Source organism: uncultured Algibacter sp. (assembly GCF_905480415.1).
GTDB lineage: Bacteria > Bacteroidota > Bacteroidia > Flavobacteriales > Flavobacteriaceae > Algibacter_B.
Genome location: NZ_CAJQQI010000102.1, coordinates 1 through 17,507 on the forward strand (window position 1 = coordinate 1; position 17,507 = coordinate 17,507).

The 17,507-nt window shown below is 32.7% G+C and carries 19 protein-coding genes and 1 tRNA gene; 6 read left to right on the forward strand and 14 right to left on the reverse strand.

Annotated elements, in window-relative coordinates; genetic code table 11:
• The 4 genes from mutL to QZ260_RS07170 form a co-directional block, all read left to right on the forward strand.
• Positions 1 to 1,212 (forward strand): DNA mismatch repair endonuclease MutL (gene mutL, locus QZ260_RS07155; RefSeq protein WP_295984497.1); only part of this gene is annotated, 1,212 nt, incomplete at its 5' end.
• Positions 1,213 to 1,215: 3 nt separating this feature from the next.
• On the forward strand, positions 1,216 to 1,965 hold the full coding sequence (locus QZ260_RS07160; protein WP_295984499.1) for a rhomboid family intramembrane serine protease: 750 nt from the start codon (positions 1,216 to 1,218) through the stop codon (positions 1,963 to 1,965).
• On the forward strand, positions 1,965 to 2,834 hold the full coding sequence (locus tag QZ260_RS07165; RefSeq protein ID WP_295984500.1) for a rhomboid family intramembrane serine protease: 870 nt from the start codon (positions 1,965 to 1,967) through the stop codon (positions 2,832 to 2,834). Before QZ260_RS07160 ends, QZ260_RS07165 begins: the two co-directional genes overlap by 1 nt.
• A gap of 208 nt (positions 2,835 to 3,042) precedes the next feature.
• Positions 3,043 to 3,864 (forward strand): endonuclease/exonuclease/phosphatase family protein, encoded by an 822-nt coding sequence (locus QZ260_RS07170; protein ID WP_365969345.1) that lies wholly within the window; start codon positions 3,043 to 3,045, stop codon positions 3,862 to 3,864.
• 7 nt (positions 3,865 to 3,871) lie between these two features.
• Here QZ260_RS07170 and QZ260_RS07175 read toward each other — a convergent pair whose 3' ends face one another.
• The 13 genes from QZ260_RS07175 to udk all read right to left on the reverse strand — a co-directional run bounded on the left by QZ260_RS07175 (position 3,872) and on the right by udk (position 15,593).
• Positions 3,872 to 4,180 (reverse strand): DUF6122 family protein, encoded by a 309-nt coding sequence (locus tag QZ260_RS07175; RefSeq protein ID WP_295984504.1) that lies wholly within the window; start codon positions 4,178 to 4,180, stop codon positions 3,872 to 3,874.
• Entirely contained in the window at positions 4,180 to 4,803 is a 624-nt protein-coding gene (locus QZ260_RS07180) for a WbqC family protein (RefSeq protein WP_295984506.1), read from the reverse strand. The genes QZ260_RS07175 and QZ260_RS07180 overlap by 1 nt, the downstream gene beginning before the upstream one ends.
• Positions 4,800 to 5,585 carry a M15 family metallopeptidase gene (locus QZ260_RS07185; RefSeq protein ID WP_295984507.1) on the reverse strand — a complete coding sequence of 262 codons (786 nt, stop codon included), beginning with the start codon at positions 5,583 to 5,585 and terminating at the stop codon, positions 4,800 to 4,802. The genes QZ260_RS07180 and QZ260_RS07185 overlap by 4 nt, the downstream gene beginning before the upstream one ends.
• A gap of 58 nt (positions 5,586 to 5,643) precedes the next feature.
• Positions 5,644 to 7,227 carry a signal peptidase I gene (gene lepB / locus QZ260_RS07190; RefSeq protein WP_295984509.1) on the reverse strand — a complete coding sequence of 528 codons (1,584 nt, stop codon included), beginning with the start codon at positions 7,225 to 7,227 and terminating at the stop codon, positions 5,644 to 5,646.
• A gap of 65 nt (positions 7,228 to 7,292) precedes the next feature.
• The gene (dapB, locus tag QZ260_RS07195) at positions 7,293 to 7,997 is read right to left on the reverse strand and encodes a 4-hydroxy-tetrahydrodipicolinate reductase (RefSeq protein WP_295984511.1); all 705 of its coding nucleotides are present in this window, start codon (positions 7,995 to 7,997) and stop codon (positions 7,293 to 7,295) included.
• Positions 7,998 to 8,036: 39 nt separating this feature from the next.
• Positions 8,037 to 8,654, reverse strand: coding sequence for a DUF5683 domain-containing protein (locus QZ260_RS07200; RefSeq protein WP_295984513.1), 618 nt, complete (start codon positions 8,652 to 8,654; stop codon positions 8,037 to 8,039).
• Positions 8,644 to 9,555: a ParB/RepB/Spo0J family partition protein gene (locus tag QZ260_RS07205; RefSeq protein WP_295984515.1), complete on the reverse strand. Its 912-nt coding sequence runs from the start codon at positions 9,553 to 9,555 to the stop codon at positions 8,644 to 8,646. Before QZ260_RS07205 ends, QZ260_RS07200 begins: the two co-directional genes overlap by 11 nt.
• A 2-nt stretch (positions 9,556 to 9,557) precedes the next feature.
• Positions 9,558 to 10,322 (reverse strand): AAA family ATPase, encoded by a 765-nt coding sequence (locus tag QZ260_RS07210; RefSeq protein WP_295984517.1) that lies wholly within the window; start codon positions 10,320 to 10,322, stop codon positions 9,558 to 9,560.
• A 114-nt stretch (positions 10,323 to 10,436) separates the two neighbouring features.
• The gene (scpA, locus tag QZ260_RS07215) at positions 10,437 to 12,629 is read right to left on the reverse strand and encodes a methylmalonyl-CoA mutase (RefSeq protein WP_295984518.1); all 2,193 of its coding nucleotides are present in this window, start codon (positions 12,627 to 12,629) and stop codon (positions 10,437 to 10,439) included.
• A gap of 36 nt (positions 12,630 to 12,665) precedes the next feature.
• The gene (locus tag QZ260_RS07220) at positions 12,666 to 13,307 is read right to left on the reverse strand and encodes a hypothetical protein (protein ID WP_295984520.1); all 642 of its coding nucleotides are present in this window, start codon (positions 13,305 to 13,307) and stop codon (positions 12,666 to 12,668) included.
• Between the two features lies 1 nt (position 13,308).
• The gene (locus QZ260_RS07225; protein ID WP_295984522.1) at positions 13,309 to 14,670 is read right to left on the reverse strand and encodes a methylmalonyl-CoA mutase subunit beta; all 1,362 of its coding nucleotides are present in this window, start codon (positions 14,668 to 14,670) and stop codon (positions 13,309 to 13,311) included.
• The gene (locus QZ260_RS07230) at positions 14,663 to 14,986 is read right to left on the reverse strand and encodes a septum formation initiator family protein (RefSeq protein ID WP_295984525.1); all 324 of its coding nucleotides are present in this window, start codon (positions 14,984 to 14,986) and stop codon (positions 14,663 to 14,665) included. Before QZ260_RS07230 ends, QZ260_RS07225 begins: the two co-directional genes overlap by 8 nt.
• Before the next feature lies 1 nt (position 14,987).
• Positions 14,988 to 15,593, reverse strand: a complete 606-nt coding sequence (gene udk / locus QZ260_RS07235; protein ID WP_295984527.1) for a uridine kinase — start codon at positions 15,591 to 15,593, stop codon at positions 14,988 to 14,990.
• A gap of 158 nt (positions 15,594 to 15,751) precedes the next feature.
• Between udk and QZ260_RS07240 the strand changes: the two genes are divergently transcribed.
• Positions 15,752 to 15,826: transfer RNA gene (locus tag QZ260_RS07240), tRNA-Pro, on the forward strand.
• Between the two features lie 36 nt (positions 15,827 to 15,862).
• Here QZ260_RS07240 and QZ260_RS07245 read toward each other — a convergent pair.
• A complete protein-coding gene (locus QZ260_RS07245; RefSeq protein ID WP_295984531.1) occupies positions 15,863 to 16,333 on the reverse strand; it encodes a hypothetical protein in 471 nt (156 codons plus the stop codon).
• A 162-nt stretch (positions 16,334 to 16,495) separates the two neighbouring features.
• On the opposite strand from QZ260_RS07245, the gene trxB reads away from it, so the two are divergent.
• Positions 16,496 to 17,476: a thioredoxin-disulfide reductase gene (gene trxB, locus QZ260_RS07250; protein WP_295984534.1), complete on the forward strand. Its 981-nt coding sequence runs from the start codon at positions 16,496 to 16,498 to the stop codon at positions 17,474 to 17,476.
• The last annotated feature ends 31 nt before the right edge of the window (positions 17,477 to 17,507 follow it).

Consider the following 17,507-nt stretch of genomic DNA (forward strand, 5'->3'; position numbering starts at 1 on the left):
GGGAACAAAACCAATGAGAAGTTGGTGCCTGTTAAAGAGGATACCGAAGTACTTAAAATTTCAGGATTTGTTGGAAAACCTGAATTTGCAAAGAAAACAAGAGGAGAGCAATATTTTTTTGTAAACGACCGTTTTATTAAAAGTGCTTATTTAAATCATGCTATTGCATCAGCTTTTGAAGGTTTACTCAGAAATGGTACTCATGCCAGTTACTTTTTAAATTTAACGGTTAATCCACAAACTATAGATATAAATATTCATCCAACAAAAACAGAAATTAAGTTTGATGATGAACACACGCTTTATGCGTTATTGCGTTCTGCAATAAAACATAGTTTAGGTCAGTTTAATATTGCACCAGTAATTGATTTTGATCGCGACCCAAATCTAGATACACCCTATAGCCATGAGAATACCGACGCCCATGTTCCAAAAGTTGAAGTAGATAGGAGCTTTAATCCGTTTCAAGAGGAAACAGCCTCAAAAGCTAGAGCGGTAGCCTATAAAAAAGAACCGACTACGAGTTGGGAAAGTTTATATGTTGGTTTAGAATCAAAAGGGAATGACTCGAAACAAGATTTTACAGAAGTTCAGTTTGAAAGTGAAGAACAAACAGCATCAATTTTTGATGATGATAATCAAGTAGAGCAAACCAATACAACATATCAACTGCATAATAAATATATAGTGAGTGCCATAAAATCTGGAATGTTGGTCATTGATCAACATCGAGCGCATCAACGTGTGCTATATGAAGATTTCCTTAAGAATTTAACCATTAAAGAGGCGGCAAGTCAACAATTATTATTTCCCCTTCAACTTCATTTTTCACCTCAAGACATTGTTATTATAAATCAGTTAAAAAATGATTTAGAACATACCGGTTTTGTGTTTTCAAGCGTTAAAGAGGAATTTGTGGACATTACGGGTGTGCCAGTTGGTGTTCCAGAAAGTGAAGTATCTATTATATTAGAACAACTGATAAGCGATGTTGAAAACGAAGTGCCGGATAGTAATTTTAGTGCAACCGATTTATTGGCAAAATCTATGGCTAAAAGTCTAGCCATTAAAACAGGGCAGTCGCTACAAAAAGACGAACAAGAACATTTGGTAAACAAGCTATTTGCATGTAAAGAACCAAATGTATCACCTACTAACAGAACAACATTTATAACGATGAGTGTTGACGAGTTAGATAAAAAATTTATGTAATATATGATGCGAATTTCAGAAACCGTTAAACATTTAATAATCATTAACGCGATTATGTTTATTGGCACCTTAGCCATTGGAGGAGGTAATTTATTTTATGAATGGTTTGCTATGTATTTTCCGCAAAATGATGCGTTTGAACCATGGCAAATTATTACGCACATGTTTATGCATGGTGGTGCGATGCACATTTTATTTAATATGTTCGCTCTCTGGATGTTTGGTTCACCTGTGGAACAGGTTTTAGGTTCTAAGCGTTTTTTGTTTTTATACATTTCTGCAGGTTTAGGAGCTGTTTTGTTTCAAGTAGGGTTTTACTATTTTCAATATCTTCCTGATTATAATGCATTATTAGAATCTGGGTTGTCTTCAGAAAGCATTAAACAAATGCTAACTAATAATGAAACAATAGCTGGTGTAACTAAATTTCAAGTTTCGATGTTGAAAGATATTTATGAAGCATATAATGCGTCTATGGTTGGAGCATCTGGTTGTATAATGGGCATTCTAGCAGCTTTTGGTATGATGAATCCTGAAGCTAAACTGATGATGATCTTTTTACCAATTCCTATAAAAGCAAAATATTTTATTCCTGGAATTATTATTCTGGATTTAATTTCTGGTATAACAGGGCAGTCGTTCTTTAGTCCAAGTAATACGGCTTATATGGCTCACGTTGGTGGCGCATTAACAGGCTTTTTTATTATGTGGTATTGGAAAAAAAATCAGTTTAACAGAAACCGTTGGAATTAATGAGTTCGCTAAATCAAGACATAAAAAAGAAACTTTCAAATTTAAATGTATTAGAAAAAATAATAGCCGTCAATGCTGTTGTTTTTTTATTGGCTTTAATCTTAAGATTTGATTTTGTTTGGTTTGAGTTACCAAGTGATTTTTTAAAATTCATTGTTAAACCTTGGGCAATTATTACCTATGCTTTTTTGCACTACGATTTTTTACATCTATTATTTAATATGCTTTGGTTGTATTTTTTAGGACGTATGTTCTTAAACTTATTTAGCTATAAAATGGCCCTGAATATTTATTTTCTTGGTGCTATTTCTGGTGGGTTATTGTTTATGTTGTGCTATACATTATTCCCTAGTGTATTTGGAGGAGACTCAAGATTGTTAGGAGCGTCGGCAGCTGTTAGAGCGTTGTTGATTTTTCTTTGTGCATATATGCCCAATCAAGAGATGCGCTTTTTTACATTCAACTTAAAGCTTTGGTATATTGGTGCCGCAATAGTCATTTTAGATGTTATTGGTGTTTTTTCGGGTATCAGTAATCCAGAAACGGGAAATACGGGTGGAAACTTGGCACACTTAGGAGGTGCGTTTTTAGGTTATTTTTATGCGAAGCAATTGATAAAAGGACAAGATATAGGGAAAGACTTTGAGAGATTAATGGATAGTATAACTAATTTATTTAAAGCATCAAGAAAAGGGCCTTTAAAAACAGTACATAAAAATAAAAGTAAAGTTGGAGGCTATTCTAAAGGTGATTTTGAAGCCTTTAATAATCAAAAGAAAATTGATGTTATTTTAGATAAGATCGGTAAAAGTGGTTACGATAGTTTAACATCCGAAGAAAAAGAATTCTTATTTAAAGCTGGGAAGTAAATACATGAAAAAACTAAGCTTCATAAATAAAATCATTTATTTTATAAATGGTGTTGCAGCTGTATTGCTCTTACTATCTTTCGTTTTGCCTTTTTTACCTCCTAAAACATTTTCTTTACTATCTGTAGTTAATCTGGGCGTTTCATTTTTAATAATTTTAAATGTTCTTTTCTTTTTGTATTGGGTTTTTCGATTGAAAAGAAAGTTTATGTTATCACTAGTCGTCCTTTTAATTGGTTACTTTTCTTTTGGGTCATTATATAAGTTTTCAACTTCGAAAAAGATTGAAAACCTTCATAATTTTAAAGTGATGAATTATAATGTGAGGCTCTTTAATCTTTATGAATGGATTCCTAAAAAAGGCGTAGAAGCTGGAATCATTGATTTTATTAAAAGAGAGTCTCCTGATGTTTTAAGTTTACAAGAATATCATCCTCATAAAAATATCGATTTATCTTTTTTTAAGTATAAATTTGAAAAACTTTCAGGAAAGAAAATAAAATCTGGACAAGCTATTTTCTCTAAATTCCCAATTGTTAATTCTGGCTCTATTGAATTTCCTGATACGGCAAATAACGCCATTTTTGCTGATATCGTAAAAGGAGTGGACACCATAAGATTTTACAATATTCATTTAGAGTCGATGCGTATTGATACTAAAGTTGAAAACCTTAAAAAAGAAGATTCTGAACGTCTTTTTAAGCGTATTGGTACAACATTTAGAAGGCAACAATTTCAAACAGAATTGTTTTTAACGCATAAAGAACAATGCAAATATAAATTAGTGATTTGTGGGGATTTTAATAATACGGCTTTCTCTTATGTTTACAGAGAAATTAAAGGTGATTTAAACGATACTTTTAAAGAAGCAGGAAATGGATTTGGACGTACTTATGATTTTAAATTCTTCCCTATTCGAATAGATTTTATTTTTGCTGACGAAGCTTTTAATGTCAACGGTTTTAAAGCTTATAACGATCATTTTTCAGATCATTATCCTATTATGACGACTTTGAGTTTAGTGGATTAGTTGCAACTTACATAAGCGAGCAATCTGCAGTATCAGAAATGACATGAATAACTAAACCTAATCCAACCAATCTGGATTTCTTTGGAATGCACAAGAATATATAAAACAAAATGGCAAAACTAGAGTGCAAAGGGTGAAAACCTATACTACATCGATTGGGGTCGAACATAGGAGTTGCGCATAAATGGTCTAAATCAATCAACATTCCTGCAATCATAACAAGATATGCATACTTCCAATTCGATTTAAAAAATAATAAAGCTACAAGCAGTGGTAATAAAAAATGACAACCATAATGAATACTTGTTTGCAGCATTATTGTAATATATTAATCTGGGATTCTAAGTAATTCAAAGCATTAGGGCCTTCATTAAAAAGTAAATCTAAAATACTCAAATTAGGAATAAAACCATGTTTGTTATTAAACACTTGAGTGTAAGTTTCGAATGTATAAGGGACTTCCTTTTTAGCATTTACTAAGTGTCTAAAATCTGTTTTATCCTCAATAAACTTTTGATACGTTTTAGTTTTTGATGTATTCAATTCTAATTGTAAACAATCGCAAATCACCTCAAAACTTTTCAAATTAAAATCTAAAAGAAATTCAGTTTTTTCTGTAAATAAAGGATGCAGTTCATCTTCATAAAACTCAAAAAAAGGTGATGTTCTATAGGCTGAAAGTAAGGATTTCCAATGTAGGCTTTGCCAATTGTCTTCATTATAGATTTTTACATCTCTGTATTTCTGGCGATTCTTTTGAGAGTGAATCACAGGAATATTTAATCCTAATTTTCCGTTAGCACCATAAATATACGAACGATTTCTATAGGTCTGCTTCAAAAAATTATCGTCCATTTCTAAAACAACTTCATATGCATTTACAATAGCAAGGAAGTGCGCTAGGTTTGGAAAATAAGTGGGATGTATAACAATTTTCATTTCTGTACTCGTGTTATACGTTTAGATTTATTGGATATACCATTAACGTAATTAGGAATGCTCTTTAATTGTTTGGCTAGTTCAGAACCATCAAAACCTGATATATCTGAATAGTCCACGTGTTTATTGTAATAACTAAGATACTTACTTGCTAATGGCATGTAAGACCAATGCCAGCGCTCTAAGTTATAACCTGTTCTTCCCATAGTTTTATTTGTATAAACTTGGTAAAAACCATAACTGTTTGCGTTTTCTAAGAGCCATTCATACTCGTTTTTACCTTGTCCTTTTTCGAAATAGGAATTAGTGAAACTGTTTAAATCTATATCTGTTCCCCAATGGTGCCTTGATGTTGAAGGCATAGCACTATACTCTAATATCTTTTTTGCTCTCTTAATAGGTTCTAGGTTTATGTATTTTTTCCATTTTCGTTTCCAAATGGCTTTTTGCTCGACGAAATTTCTAGTCCCCGAAACGATTTTTAAAGTTATTCCATCAGCTTTAGCTTGATTATGCATCTCTAAAAAAGCCAAGTACACTTTTTTATTTAAATATATGGTTTTTGAAGTCTGACTAGGATGTACTATTGTGAATAGTTCATGATTAATATAGTCAAATTTACCTAGCACAAAATCTTTAGTAAGCGCTTGGTTCTTTATAGAATCTAAGCTCACATTACTTATATTCAAGTTACTTTGTAAAAAAGCTTCAACAGCACTTTTATCCTGACCGAAAGAAACAGATGAAATAAAAATAATTATCAAAAATCCCTTAATGATCATAAATGTGCTTTGTCTTAAAAATAAACATCTGTATTAAGCAAAAGGACATCAAAGCGTTCTACTTGCTTTCTTTTTTACGTCCTCTCCATTTATTGAATCCCATCCATCCAAACAATAATACTAAAAATGGTATAAGAAATGAGGTTGCTTTACCACTTCCGCTAACGGTTGTAAAGAAACGTTCCCAACGTGGGTTTTTAATACCATCCCAACTCATCCAAATAAATACAGGTTTTCCAATAACATGGTTAAATGGAACAAATCCCCAACGCCTTGCATCAATCGAATTGTGACGGTTATCACCCATCATCCAATAATAATTTTGTTTGAAGGTATAGGTGTCTGTAACTTCACCGTTAATTAAAATTTGATTGCCTTTTACTTGAAGTGTATTACCTTCATATTCTGTAATCACACGCTTGTATAAGGGTAAAACTTCTAAATTGATATCAATAGTTTTTCCTTCTTCAGGAATATATAAAGGACCAAAGAAATCTACATTCCAATTGTAATTTGGGTCATGAGGAAAAATGTCTGAATCTCTAACTCCCTTTTCTTGTTTATTTGGTGTAATGCTAGCAACATTAGGATGGTTTTTGAATCTCGATAAAGCTTCATCAGAAATAGCTGAAAAATAATAGGTGTTCTGGCTATTCATGATACCAAAACCATCAGTAATATCGTAACGGTCTTTAATGAAATTAGGATTAAATGTATTCGTTTTTGGTTGCACTAGATAACTAAACTGTAAATGGGCTCTATCTGGTAACTCATTTTTCTTACCGTTAATATAAACATAGCCATCTCTAACTTCAAGAGAATCACCGGCAACACCAACACATCGTTTAACTAAGTTTGTCTTTTTGTCAATAGGTTTGTAATAGTTTCTGTCTGGCTTAAAAACATTCATATCCTTTAAAGTATCAGCTGGCTGATTGAAAACGACAATCTCATTTCTATCTATTTTTTCAAAACCAGGGAACCTTAAATAAGGAAGTTGTAATTTGTTTTTCCATGACATTTTTCTTTCTTCAAAATGATCATTAAATAAATATGATTTTTTATTTAAAACAGGGATCGTGTCATGTACCATAGGAGCTCCAACCGTTGTCATAGGGACTCTTGCACCATAATGAAATTTACTTACAAAAAGAAAATCTCCTACTAGTAATGATTTTTCAAGTGATGAAGAAGGAATCGTAAAGGGCTGCATAAAGTAGGTATGAACTATAGTTGCAGCTACAATAGCAAACAAAATAGAACTTAACCAATCGCCACCTGATGTATTTGGGAGTAAACTTCTGTCTTCAATATAATTTACATCAGCTATATAATTGAGATAATAGTTGTAAAAGCCAAGTGTTACAAAAGCTAAAACAGTGTCTAAAGTTGTGTTTTTTCCAAAACTTCTCGCAGTTTCTACCCATACTACAGGAAGCATAATAAGATTTACAATAGGTAAAAACAATAAAATAATCCACCACCAAGGTCGGTTGATGATTTTCAATAAAATTATACCATTATAAACAGGCACAAAGGCTTCCCATGCTCGTCTACCGGCTTTAATATATAATTTCCAAGTACCTAAACCATGAATTACTTGAATTATTAAAATGAATATAAACCATTGTGTCCAAGTCATAATCTCAAAATTTTAATTTTTTGTTAGTAGTAACAGCGTTTATATTGTTACAGGTTTATTAAATATTAACCAATATTTAACACATCATTCATTGTAAAAACACCTGTTTTATCTGCAATCCATTCTGCTGCAACAACAGCACCCAGAGCAAAACCTTGTCTGGTATGTGCAATATGCTCTATGTTTATGGTGTCTACGTCGCTTTCGTAAGTGACAGTATGTGTTCCAGGAACGTCCTCAATACGTTTTGCAACAATGGGTATTGTGTTTTCTCCATTTTCGTCAAGCTTCCAGTTATCATAACTGTCATGCTTTTTAATAATACCATGAGCCAAAGAAATTGCAGTGCCACTTGGTGCATCTAGCTTTTGTGTATGATGAATCTCTTCCATAGAAACATTATACTGCTTTAAAGCACTCATCATTTTAGCAAGTGTTTTGTTGAGTTCAAAAAAGATATTCACACCTAAACTATAGTTTGAAGCATAGATAAAAGCGCCCTTTTTTTCTGTACATAAAGCAACTGCATCATCATACTGATCTAGCCATCCTGTAGTTCCAGATATAACGGGCACATTATTATTAATGCAATTCGAAATATTATTAAAAGCCACTGTTGGAATACTAAAATCTATAGCGACATCAGCTTTAGTAATGTCATAATTTTCATCATCTTTATCAATAGCTAACACAACATTATGACCACGTTTAATGGCTATCTGCTCAATGGTTTTACCCATTTTTCCGTATCCGAGTAATGCTATGTTCATATTGTATTTATGTATTGTTCGCTTAATGCCCATTATGGGCTAAAATTTAAAATTTAAAGTTAATCCAAGACTACTTGTTGCATCAAATTCATTTAATTTATAATGCGGTGATAAAGATAAGTTTTCATCAACATTATATTGTAATAGATGTGCATCTACATTAGCATCAATAATATTCAACGCATATAGCCCAATAGCTACTAAAAGTGAGAGTTCTTTGTTTCTTCTAAATAGTTTTTGAGCGTCTTCAAGACGATCTGTAGAGACTCTTGGTGTGGTTAATGGATTGCCTTGAGCGTCAAAATAAAACTCATCATCTGCAAAGCCTGCAAGTCTTCTTTTGTAGGCATCTCGATATCTATTATACTGTTTGTTGTTATCTATATAAAAATAAACACCTGTCCCTATAGCAGCGTAAACAATTGGGATTTTCCAGTATTTTTTATTGTAAGCTTGTCCTAAACCTGGTAGTATAGCCGAATAGAAAGCAGCTTTAGCTGGTGATAATGGGTTTATAGGTTTGCTGGGTTCTATAATAGAATCGATAACAACTTCTTTTGGAAGGGCTCTTTTTTGTTTTAACTTCTTGTCTTGTGAGTACGAAGAGAAACAAAGTAAGCATGCTACTATTCCTGTTATAAGGATTTTATTTTGCACCTTGAACCAATTTTTTAATACGATTAAAATCTTCTTCTGAGTGAAAAGGAATCGTAATTTTTCCTTTTCCATTTTTAGAGACTTTAACGTCAATTTTATGTCCAAAATATTCAGAAAATGCAGTAATGCCTTTTTTGACAAATTTAGGCATGTCTTCATTTGCTGATTTTTTTGAGGTGTTCTCAGTATGTCCTGAAGTATTGAAATCGCGAACAAGATTTTCTGTTTCTCTAACTGAAAGTTTGTTAGATAGTATTTTTTCGTAAATATCTAATTGTATGGTTTGGTCCTCAATAGCAATTAAAGCGCGCCCATGACCCATAGAAATAAAACCATCACGCATTCCTGTTTGGATGATTGGGTCTAGTTTTAATAGTCTTAAATAGTTAGCTATGGTAGAGCGTTTTTTGCCTACACGTTCACTCATTTGCTCTTGTGTTAAATTGATTTCGTCAATTAAACGTTGATATGATAAGGCGATTTCAATAGGATCTAAATCCTGGCGTTGAATATTTTCAACCAAAGCCATTTCAAGAGATTCTTGATCGTTAGCTATTCTAACATAAGCAGGAATCGTTTCTAAACCTAATAATTTTGAAGCTCTATAACGGCGCTCACCAGAAACGAGTTGATATTTATTTAATCCTAATTTTCTAACGGTTATAGGCTGAATAATACCTAATTCTTTTATTGATGAAGCTAATTCACGAAGAGATTCTTCGCTGAAATTTGTACGAGGTTGAAACGGATTAACCTCAATAAAATCGACATCTAATTCAACGATATTACCTATTACTTTATCTGCATTTTTGTCCTGTACCGATTGGATATCGTTACTTGGATCTTTTAATAGTGCTGATAAACCTCTACCTAAAGCCTGTTTTTTAGTTGCCTTAGCCATAATTAAGCGTTTTTGTTGATGACTTCTTTTGCCAAACTTAAGTAATTGTTGGCACCTTTACTACTTGCATCATAATTAATTATACTTTCACCATAACTTGGTGCTTCACTCAGTCTTACATTTCTCTGAATGATGGTTTGAAACACCATATCGTTAAAATGTTTTTGTACTTCTTCAACCACTTGATTTGACAAACGCAAGCGCGAATCGTACATGGTTAGCAACAAACCTTCTATATCTAATTCTGGATTATGAATTTTCTGAACACTTTTTATGGTATTTAATAATTTACCCAAACCTTCCAATGCAAAATATTCACATTGAATGGGAATAATTACCGCATCAGCAGCAGTTAATGCATTTAGGGTTAATAAGCCTAATGATGGCGCACAATCAATAATGATATAATCGTAATCATCCTTAATGTCTGTCAATGCTTTTTTAAGCATGTATTCACGTTCATCTTTATCGACAAGTTCTATTTCAATAGCTACTAAATCAATATGAGAAGGAATAATATCTAAATTAGGTGTTTCTGTACTTGTAATAGCCTCCTTAGCTGTATTAGAATGTTCTAAAACTTGATAAGTTCCTATGTCAACAGATTCTACATCTATTCCAATTCCGGAAGTTGCATTTGCTTGCGGGTCAGCATCTATAAGTAATACTTTTTTTTCTAGAACACCTAGTGATGCTGCTAAGTTTATGGAGGTTGTAGTTTTTCCAACACCGCCTTTTTGATTAGCAATTGCAATGATTTTACCCATTAAATGATTTGGTTTTATTCAGGGCAAAAATACGATTATTTACGAGGAATAAAAACGGAACTTGTTAACAAAGCAGTAAAGAGAAAGTCAATGATGTTATTGATAATTATTTGTTTAATCAATTAGAATTTCTAAAATCTTAATGGCAGCATCACTAATTTTAGTACCTGGACCAAAAACTGCTATAGCACCTGCGTCAAATAAGTATTGATAATCTTGTTTTGGGATTACGCCTCCAACTACAACCATAATATCATCACGACCATAGGCTTTTAAAGCATCAATAACGTGCGGAACTAGAGTTTTGTGACCAGCAGCCAGCGAGGATACACCTAAAATATGCACATCGTTTTCAACGGCTTGTTTAGCTGCTTCTTGTGGAGTTTGAAATAAGGGACCGATATCAACATCAAAACCTACATCGGCGTAACCTGTAGCAACTACTTTTGCACCGCGGTCATGACCATCTTGTCCCATTTTCGCAATCATAATTCGAGGGCGCCTACCATCTTGTTCTGCAAAAGTATCCGCTAATTCTTGAGCTTTTTTAAAGGATTTGTCGTCTTTTATTTCTTTACTATACACGCCAGAAAATGATTTTATTTGTGCTTTATAACGCCCGAATTCTACTTCCAATGCGTCACTAATTTCTCCAAGTGTAGCACGTTCACGAGCCGCTTCAACAGCTAAAGCTAATAAATTATAATCCTCACTTATGTGGGGATCTTTCGATTCTATCTGTTGATCTTCTTCAGAATCTCTTCGTATCGAATTTAATGAATATTTAGCTGCTTCGGTTAATTTCGATAAAGTAGCTTTCACATTCTCTGAATTTCTTTTTGCTTTAATTGTATTTAAACGTTCTATTTGAGAATTTCTTACGGTTTTGTTATCAACTTCAAGTGTTGAAATAGGGTCTTCTTCTTCAAGTTTGTATTTATTAACACCAACAATAATATCTTGCCCAGAGTCAATTCGAGCTTGCTTTCTAGCAGCAGCTTCCTCAATTCTTATTTTAGGAATTCCTGCTTCAATAGCTTTGGTCATCCCTCCTAATTCTTCAACTTCCTCAATTAATGACCATGCTTTTTCCGCGATATCATGAGTTAATTTTTCAACATAATAACTTCCTGCCCATGGATCAACCGTTTTAGTTATTTTAGTTTCTTCTTGAAGAAATATTTGGGTGTTTCTTGCAATTCTTGCTGAAAAATCAGTTGGTAATGCAATGGCTTCGTCTAAAGCGTTTGTATGCAAACTTTGTGTGCCTCCAAAAGCTGCCGCTGCAGCCTCAATAGTTGTTCTTGCTACGTTGTTAAACGGGTCTTGCTCCGTTAAACTCCAGCCAGAGGTTTGGCAATGCGTGCGTAATGTTAAAGATTTTTTATTTTTAGGGTTGAATTGTTTTACCAATTTTGCCCAAAGCATTCTGGCAGCTCGCATTTTTGCTATTTCCATAAAATGGTTCATGCCAATAGCCCAGAAAAAAGATAGGCGAGGGGCAAAGGTATCAATATCCATGCCTGCTGCTAATCCTTTTCTAACATATTCTAAGCCATCTGCTAAAGTGTATGCTAACTCAATATCGCAAGTGGCACCAGCTTCTTGCATGTGATATCCAGAGATACTGATGCTGTTGAATTTTGGCATATTCTTGCTGGAATATTCAAAAATATCTGAAATGATTTTCATTGATGGTGTAGGTGGATATATATACGTGTTACGCACCATAAACTCTTTTAAAATGTCATTTTGAATGGTTCCAGCCAATTGTTCTGGTTTTACACCTTGTTCTTCTGCGGCCACAATGTAAAATGCCATAATAGGCAGAACCGCACCATTCATTGTCATAGAAACCGACATTTTATCTAATGGAATCTGGTCGAAGAGTATTTTCATGTCTTCGACGGAATCTATGGCAACACCTGCTTTTCCAACATCACCAACTACACGTTCATGATCTGAGTCATAACCTCGATGCGTTGCCAAATCAAAAGCAACAGATAATCCTTTTTGTCCTGCAGCTAAATTTCGTCTGTAAAACGCATTACTATCTTCTGCGGTAGAAAAACCAGCATATTGTCGGATAGTCCAAGGTCTTCGAACATACATCGTGCTGTAAGGGCCTCTAAGGTTTGGTGTGATTCCAGCAACGAAATTAAGATGTTTTAATCCTTCAATATCTTCTTTTGAATAAGTAGATTTTACCGTTATATCTTCAGCAGTATCAAAAGTTTCAATCGCTCCGAACTCCGGGCTTTCGTCATCCGTTTTTAAAATAATATGTTGAAGATTTTTTCTCGTCATTACATCTTAGTGGTTATGTCCAGCATGAGGATCGGTTTAAGATTTTGGAGGGACTTGATTAAAGTCAACTTTCTGTTTAGGTTTCTCTAAATTTACCTTAGAGAAATCTATATTAAACATTTTAGCATAATACAAATCTAATGCTACATACATCGCTAAGTTTTTGTCGTTTAATACATTTCTGTATTTAGTAGTTAAGGGTGCTCCAAACAATTTTGGACTCATGCTATTTGTTGTTAAAAGCGCATTGAAAGTATCTTTGAGAGCTTTATCTTTTATATTGTTTGAAATACAATTTATAGCAGTACTATTGTAATTTAAATAACTTTTCGAACTATTTGCATCCCATAAGTTTGCTTCATTTTTTAAGGCTTCAAATACCGCAACAGTATGTTTTGAAACGACGTCCTCCAGTTTTAGTCTGCCAAAAACAGAATTTCGTATGATCTGAGAATAAGCTTGCACTAAGCGATAATTGTCACTTCCTTTTTTGTAATAGTTTATTATATCATCTTCGAAACTATAAAGGGCTTCATTTAATAATTTCGAATTGGCACCTTCACAATTAAAAGCCACTGGCTTATCTCCATATTTGAAATCTGAAAAAGCACTTTCATTTTTGCAGCTAAATACCGTAAAAAATAATAAACAAGTGATAAGGGTTATTTTTGAGTTCATTTTAATTTTCATCTTTTAATCGTTTTTGTTCTAATTGTTCTGACAATCGTTTTTCTATTATGGGTTCTATTAATGTTTTTCTAGAATTGATTTTAACAAAAGGATAAAGTTCTAATTCATTTTTCATTTTGTCGTTAGTGTTTGGATGTTTATTCGAACCTAATAAGACGTCTTCACCGTTATCAAATTGTTGCTGCTCTTTGGAAGCACTTTCTTTAACTTTTCTTTGGATTGTTCCAGCTTTTAGCTGACTCAAAAAACCGCCATTGTTTTCAATATCTTTAAATACATCTAAGGCCTTTTCTGAAAGTTGATTTGTAATACTTTCTATATAATATGAGCCATCTGAAGGGTTATTTACTTTATCAAAATAGCTTTCATGTTTTAAGACCAATAGTTGATTTCTTGCAATGCGTTCCCCAAATTCATTGCTTTTATGATAAATACTATCGTATGGTAAATTGACTATTGTATTTGCACCTCCAAGAATAGCACTCATACATTCCGTAGTAGTACGCAACATATTTGTATTGTAATCATATAAGGTTTTGTTTCGTTTTGTTGGAGTTACTATGATATGACAATCTGTATTTACTTTATATTCTGAAGCTAATACTTTCCATAATTTTCGTAAAGCTCTTAATTTTGCTATTTCGAAAAAGTAGTTGGTACCAACTGAAACGTTGAATTTAACGTCTAACAATGGCGAATTATTTTCTGTTTTTTCCAATACATTTAAATACTCATTAGCATGTGCTAGGGCATAAGCTAATTGCTGCACCATGTTAGCTCCAGCATTTTGAGAAAGAGAAGCATTAACACTAAAAGAATTGGTGTTTTTTATTATGGATTCAAATGATTTAAAATCATCGTTTAAGCTTTTAAACCAGTTTCCAGTTTTTGAAAGCTGCCCGATAATATCTAAATCAATTTTAGCATTAGGAACTAGTTTTCGTATGTGTTTAACATAGTCTTCTGAAAGAAATTGAAGTTCAAAAAACAGAAGTGTCGCATCTATATTTATATGCTTTATTAGGTTTTCAATTGAAATACTTTCTGAAGGTAGAATGAATTTAATACTTTCAGCACCTCTTTCAATAATATCAAGGGCTTTTAAATTTGATTTTTTAATATCTGCAACGAAAATTGATTGGCAAATTTTCCATTGGGTAGCCTTCGTATTTGAAATGTTTGGGAGTGTATCAAAATTATCTGCATGATAAAAAGGTTTTATATCAATATCTTCATTGGTTTTCCAAATAAGTGTATCGTTGTAATCAGCTCCCTTTAAATCAAACTGTATTTTTTGTTTCCATTGTTTTGAAGAAACAGAGCTAAAATCATCAAACAAATTGTTACTCATCGTTTTTTGTTGTTAAGCTATCTTCATACTCAATAATGTAAATTTCTTCATTATCTCGTTTCATATAATATTCTTCTCTTGCAAATTTCTCTAATCCTTCTTCTGTACTTAGTTTTTTTAAGTCTTTGTTGTCTTTTACAATTTCTTTTTTATAGTAGTCTTTCTCATTCTCTAAATCTTCAATTTCGGTATTTAGTTCATGATGAATAAGCCATGAGTTGGCATCAAAAAATAACATCCAAACAGCAAATACCACCAATATAAGTACGAATATATTTTTAAAAGGTTTTAGGTATTTGTTTTTTGGCGAGGCCATATTATAATTTGTCGTTAATTATTGTTTTTACAATATCTATTGCAACCGTGTTGTAATGGTTGTTTGGTATTATAATATCCGCAAATTCTTTCATAGGCTCGATAAACTGATTATGCATCGGTTTTAGTGTTGTTTGGTACCTTGATAATACCTCGTTTAAATCTCTGCCCCGTTCAGAAATATCACGTTTTAGACGTCTTATTAAACGTTCGTCACTATCTGCATGGACAAATATTTTTATATCGAACATCTTCCTTAATTCCGGATTTGTAAGTATTAAGATGCCTTCCACAATCATCACTTTTCTGGGCTGTGTTAAAATGGTGTCTCCCGTTCTATTATGCTTTACAAAAGAATACACTGGTTGATGAATGGGTTTGTTGTTTTTTAAATCTTTTAAATGCATCGCTATTAAGTCGAAATCTATAGACCTAGGATGATCAAAATTAATCTTTACACGCTCGTCATAGCTTAGATGCGTGGTATCTTTATAATATGAATCTTGTGATATGACACCAACTTCACCTTCTGGAAGTTCATTTAGTATTTGGTTTACAACAGTAGTTTTTCCACAACCCGTGCCACCTGCGATTCCTATTATTAACATAAATATTAGTTTTGGATTTACTGAAACAAATTTAAGATTAATTCTTCGTAAAATATTTATTGAAAATAATATTTTAAAAATTAAAAAAGACTTAAAAAATGATTTTAAATGTAAAAGAAAACTTTATATTTGCACCCCATTACAAGATAATCATTATTCGGGGTGTAGCGTAGCCCGGTTATCGCGCCACGTTTGGGACGTGGAGGCCGCAGGTTCGAATCCTGCCACCCCGACTAAAAAGCGAAACAAATGTTGTTTCGCTTTTTTTTTTACTCTAATCTTATATAGTTTTCTGCTAAAATAGGATGGCCTAAACTATCTAATTCAATTTGGCTAAATTTATTTTCGTTTATACTAACATTAAAAACAAATTCTGTTCTTTCTTTTATGACTTCGTTCATCGATTTAGAACCATATTCTAAAACTTCGGTTAAAACACCATTTTTAATTTTATAATTACCATACGCAAACCAATCTATTGAATCTGAAATTCGTGTTCGACTCCACATTACTTTTGTTGCTGAATACATTTTTATTTGTTTATTAGTATTGGAAGAAGGAATGGTATCGATACGACCATCTTCTCCGAAATTCAAATAACTTACTAACTTCCAAGCGCCTTCTAAAGTATTAATTTCGCTAGCAATTTTTGGATCGATTTTGTCTAACGTCTTTACGTTTGAATTGTCGTTGCAGGAAAAAATTAGAGCAATACAGATAATCAATAACAAATTTTTCATGAGTTTTAAATTAAATAGTTAGTATACTCCAAGTTACGAAAAAAATAAATATGTATTTATTTTTATAATTTAGAGTTATTAAACTATAAATACTGTTGATAACTTCTCTGTTAGGTTTTAACCAAAAATTCTACTTTTGTCTTAGAAAATCTAATCACAATTATGTCTGATACAATAGAAAAAGTAAAATGTTTAATAATAGGTTCTGGACCTGCTGGTTATACAGCAGCGATATATGCAGCCAGAGCAAATATGAAACCAGTTTTATACCAAGGGACACAGCCAGGGGGTCAATTAACAACAACTAATGAAGTTGAAAATTTTCCAGGATATCCAGATGGTGTTACAGGACCAGAAATGATGATACAACTGCAAGCACAAGCGCAACGTTTTGAAACAGATGTTCGTGATGGTTGGGTTACTAAAGTTGATTTTTCTGGAGATGTTCATAAAGTATGGGTCAATGATGTAAAAGAAATTCACTGTGATACCGTTATTATATCTACTGGAGCTTCTGCAAAGTACTTAGGTTTAGATTCTGAGCAGAAATATTTAAAATTAGGTGGAGGTGTTTCAGCATGTGCCGTATGTGACGGATTCTTTTACAGAAATCAAGAAGTAGTAATTGTAGGTGCTGGAGATTCAGCTTGTGAAGAAGCACATTACTTATCAAAGCTTTGTAAAAAAGTAACCATGCTGGTTCGTAGAGATGAGTTTAGAGCCTCAAAAATTATGGCAGCGAGGGTAAAGAATACAGAAAACATTGAAATCTTATTTAATACTGAAACTGATGAGGTTTTAGGTGATGATCAAGTGGTTACAGGTGTTCGTGTTTTTAATAATCAAACCAATGAAAAGCATGAAATTCCTGTAACAGGATTTTTTGTAGCTATTGGTCATAAACCAAATACCGATATTTTTAAAGGCTTTTTAGATTTAGATGAAACGGGATATATAATTAATGTTCCTGGGACATCTAAGACTAACATTGAAGGTGTATTTGTATCGGGTGATGCTGCAGATCATGTATATAGGCAAGCAGTTACAGCAGCAGGTACTGGATGTATGGCTGCCTTAGATGCTGAACGTTATTTAGCAGCTAAAGATTCAACGTTTGAAGTGTCAACACCAACTTATAATTAATGTAGAATTATTTATTCTTTAAAAAAAAGCC

Excerpts from the sequence above, each read along its gene's own strand:
- QZ260_RS07225 (WP_295984522.1), bottom strand. The coding sequence starts at position 14,670 with ATGAGTAACAATTTGTTTGATGATTTTAGCTCTGTTTCTTCAAAACAA.
- QZ260_RS07210 (WP_295984517.1), bottom strand. The coding sequence starts at position 10,322 with ATGGGTAAAATCATTGCAATTGCTAATCAAAAAGGCGGTGTTGGAAAA.
- QZ260_RS07230 (WP_295984525.1), bottom strand. The coding sequence starts at position 14,986 with ATGGCCTCGCCAAAAAACAAATACCTAAAACCTTTTAAAAATATATTC.
- udk (WP_295984527.1), bottom strand. The coding sequence starts at position 15,593 with ATGTTAATAATAGGAATCGCAGGTGGCACGGGTTGTGGAAAAACTACT.
- scpA (WP_295984518.1), bottom strand. The coding sequence starts at position 12,629 with ATGACGAGAAAAAATCTTCAACATATTATTTTAAAAACGGATGACGAA.
- QZ260_RS07220 (WP_295984520.1), bottom strand. The coding sequence starts at position 13,307 with ATGAACTCAAAAATAACCCTTATCACTTGTTTATTATTTTTTACGGTA.
- QZ260_RS07245 (WP_295984531.1), bottom strand. The coding sequence starts at position 16,333 with ATGAAAAATTTGTTATTGATTATCTGTATTGCTCTAATTTTTTCCTGC.
- QZ260_RS07165 (WP_295984500.1), top strand. The coding sequence starts at position 1,965 with ATGAGTTCGCTAAATCAAGACATAAAAAAGAAACTTTCAAATTTAAAT.
- QZ260_RS07205 (WP_295984515.1), bottom strand. The coding sequence starts at position 9,555 with ATGGCTAAGGCAACTAAAAAACAGGCTTTAGGTAGAGGTTTATCAGCA.
- QZ260_RS07160 (WP_295984499.1), top strand. The coding sequence starts at position 1,216 with ATGATGCGAATTTCAGAAACCGTTAAACATTTAATAATCATTAACGCG.
- QZ260_RS07185 (WP_295984507.1), bottom strand. The coding sequence starts at position 5,585 with ATGATCATTAAGGGATTTTTGATAATTATTTTTATTTCATCTGTTTCT.
- QZ260_RS07180 (WP_295984506.1), bottom strand. The coding sequence starts at position 4,803 with ATGAAAATTGTTATACATCCCACTTATTTTCCAAACCTAGCGCACTTC.
- QZ260_RS07175 (WP_295984504.1), bottom strand. The coding sequence starts at position 4,180 with ATGCTGCAAACAAGTATTCATTATGGTTGTCATTTTTTATTACCACTG.
- dapB (WP_295984511.1), bottom strand. The coding sequence starts at position 7,997 with ATGAACATAGCATTACTCGGATACGGAAAAATGGGTAAAACCATTGAG.
- lepB (WP_295984509.1), bottom strand. The coding sequence starts at position 7,227 with ATGACTTGGACACAATGGTTTATATTCATTTTAATAATTCAAGTAATT.
- trxB (WP_295984534.1), top strand. The coding sequence starts at position 16,496 with ATGTCTGATACAATAGAAAAAGTAAAATGTTTAATAATAGGTTCTGGA.
- QZ260_RS07170 (WP_365969345.1), top strand. The coding sequence starts at position 3,043 with ATGTTATCACTAGTCGTCCTTTTAATTGGTTACTTTTCTTTTGGGTCA.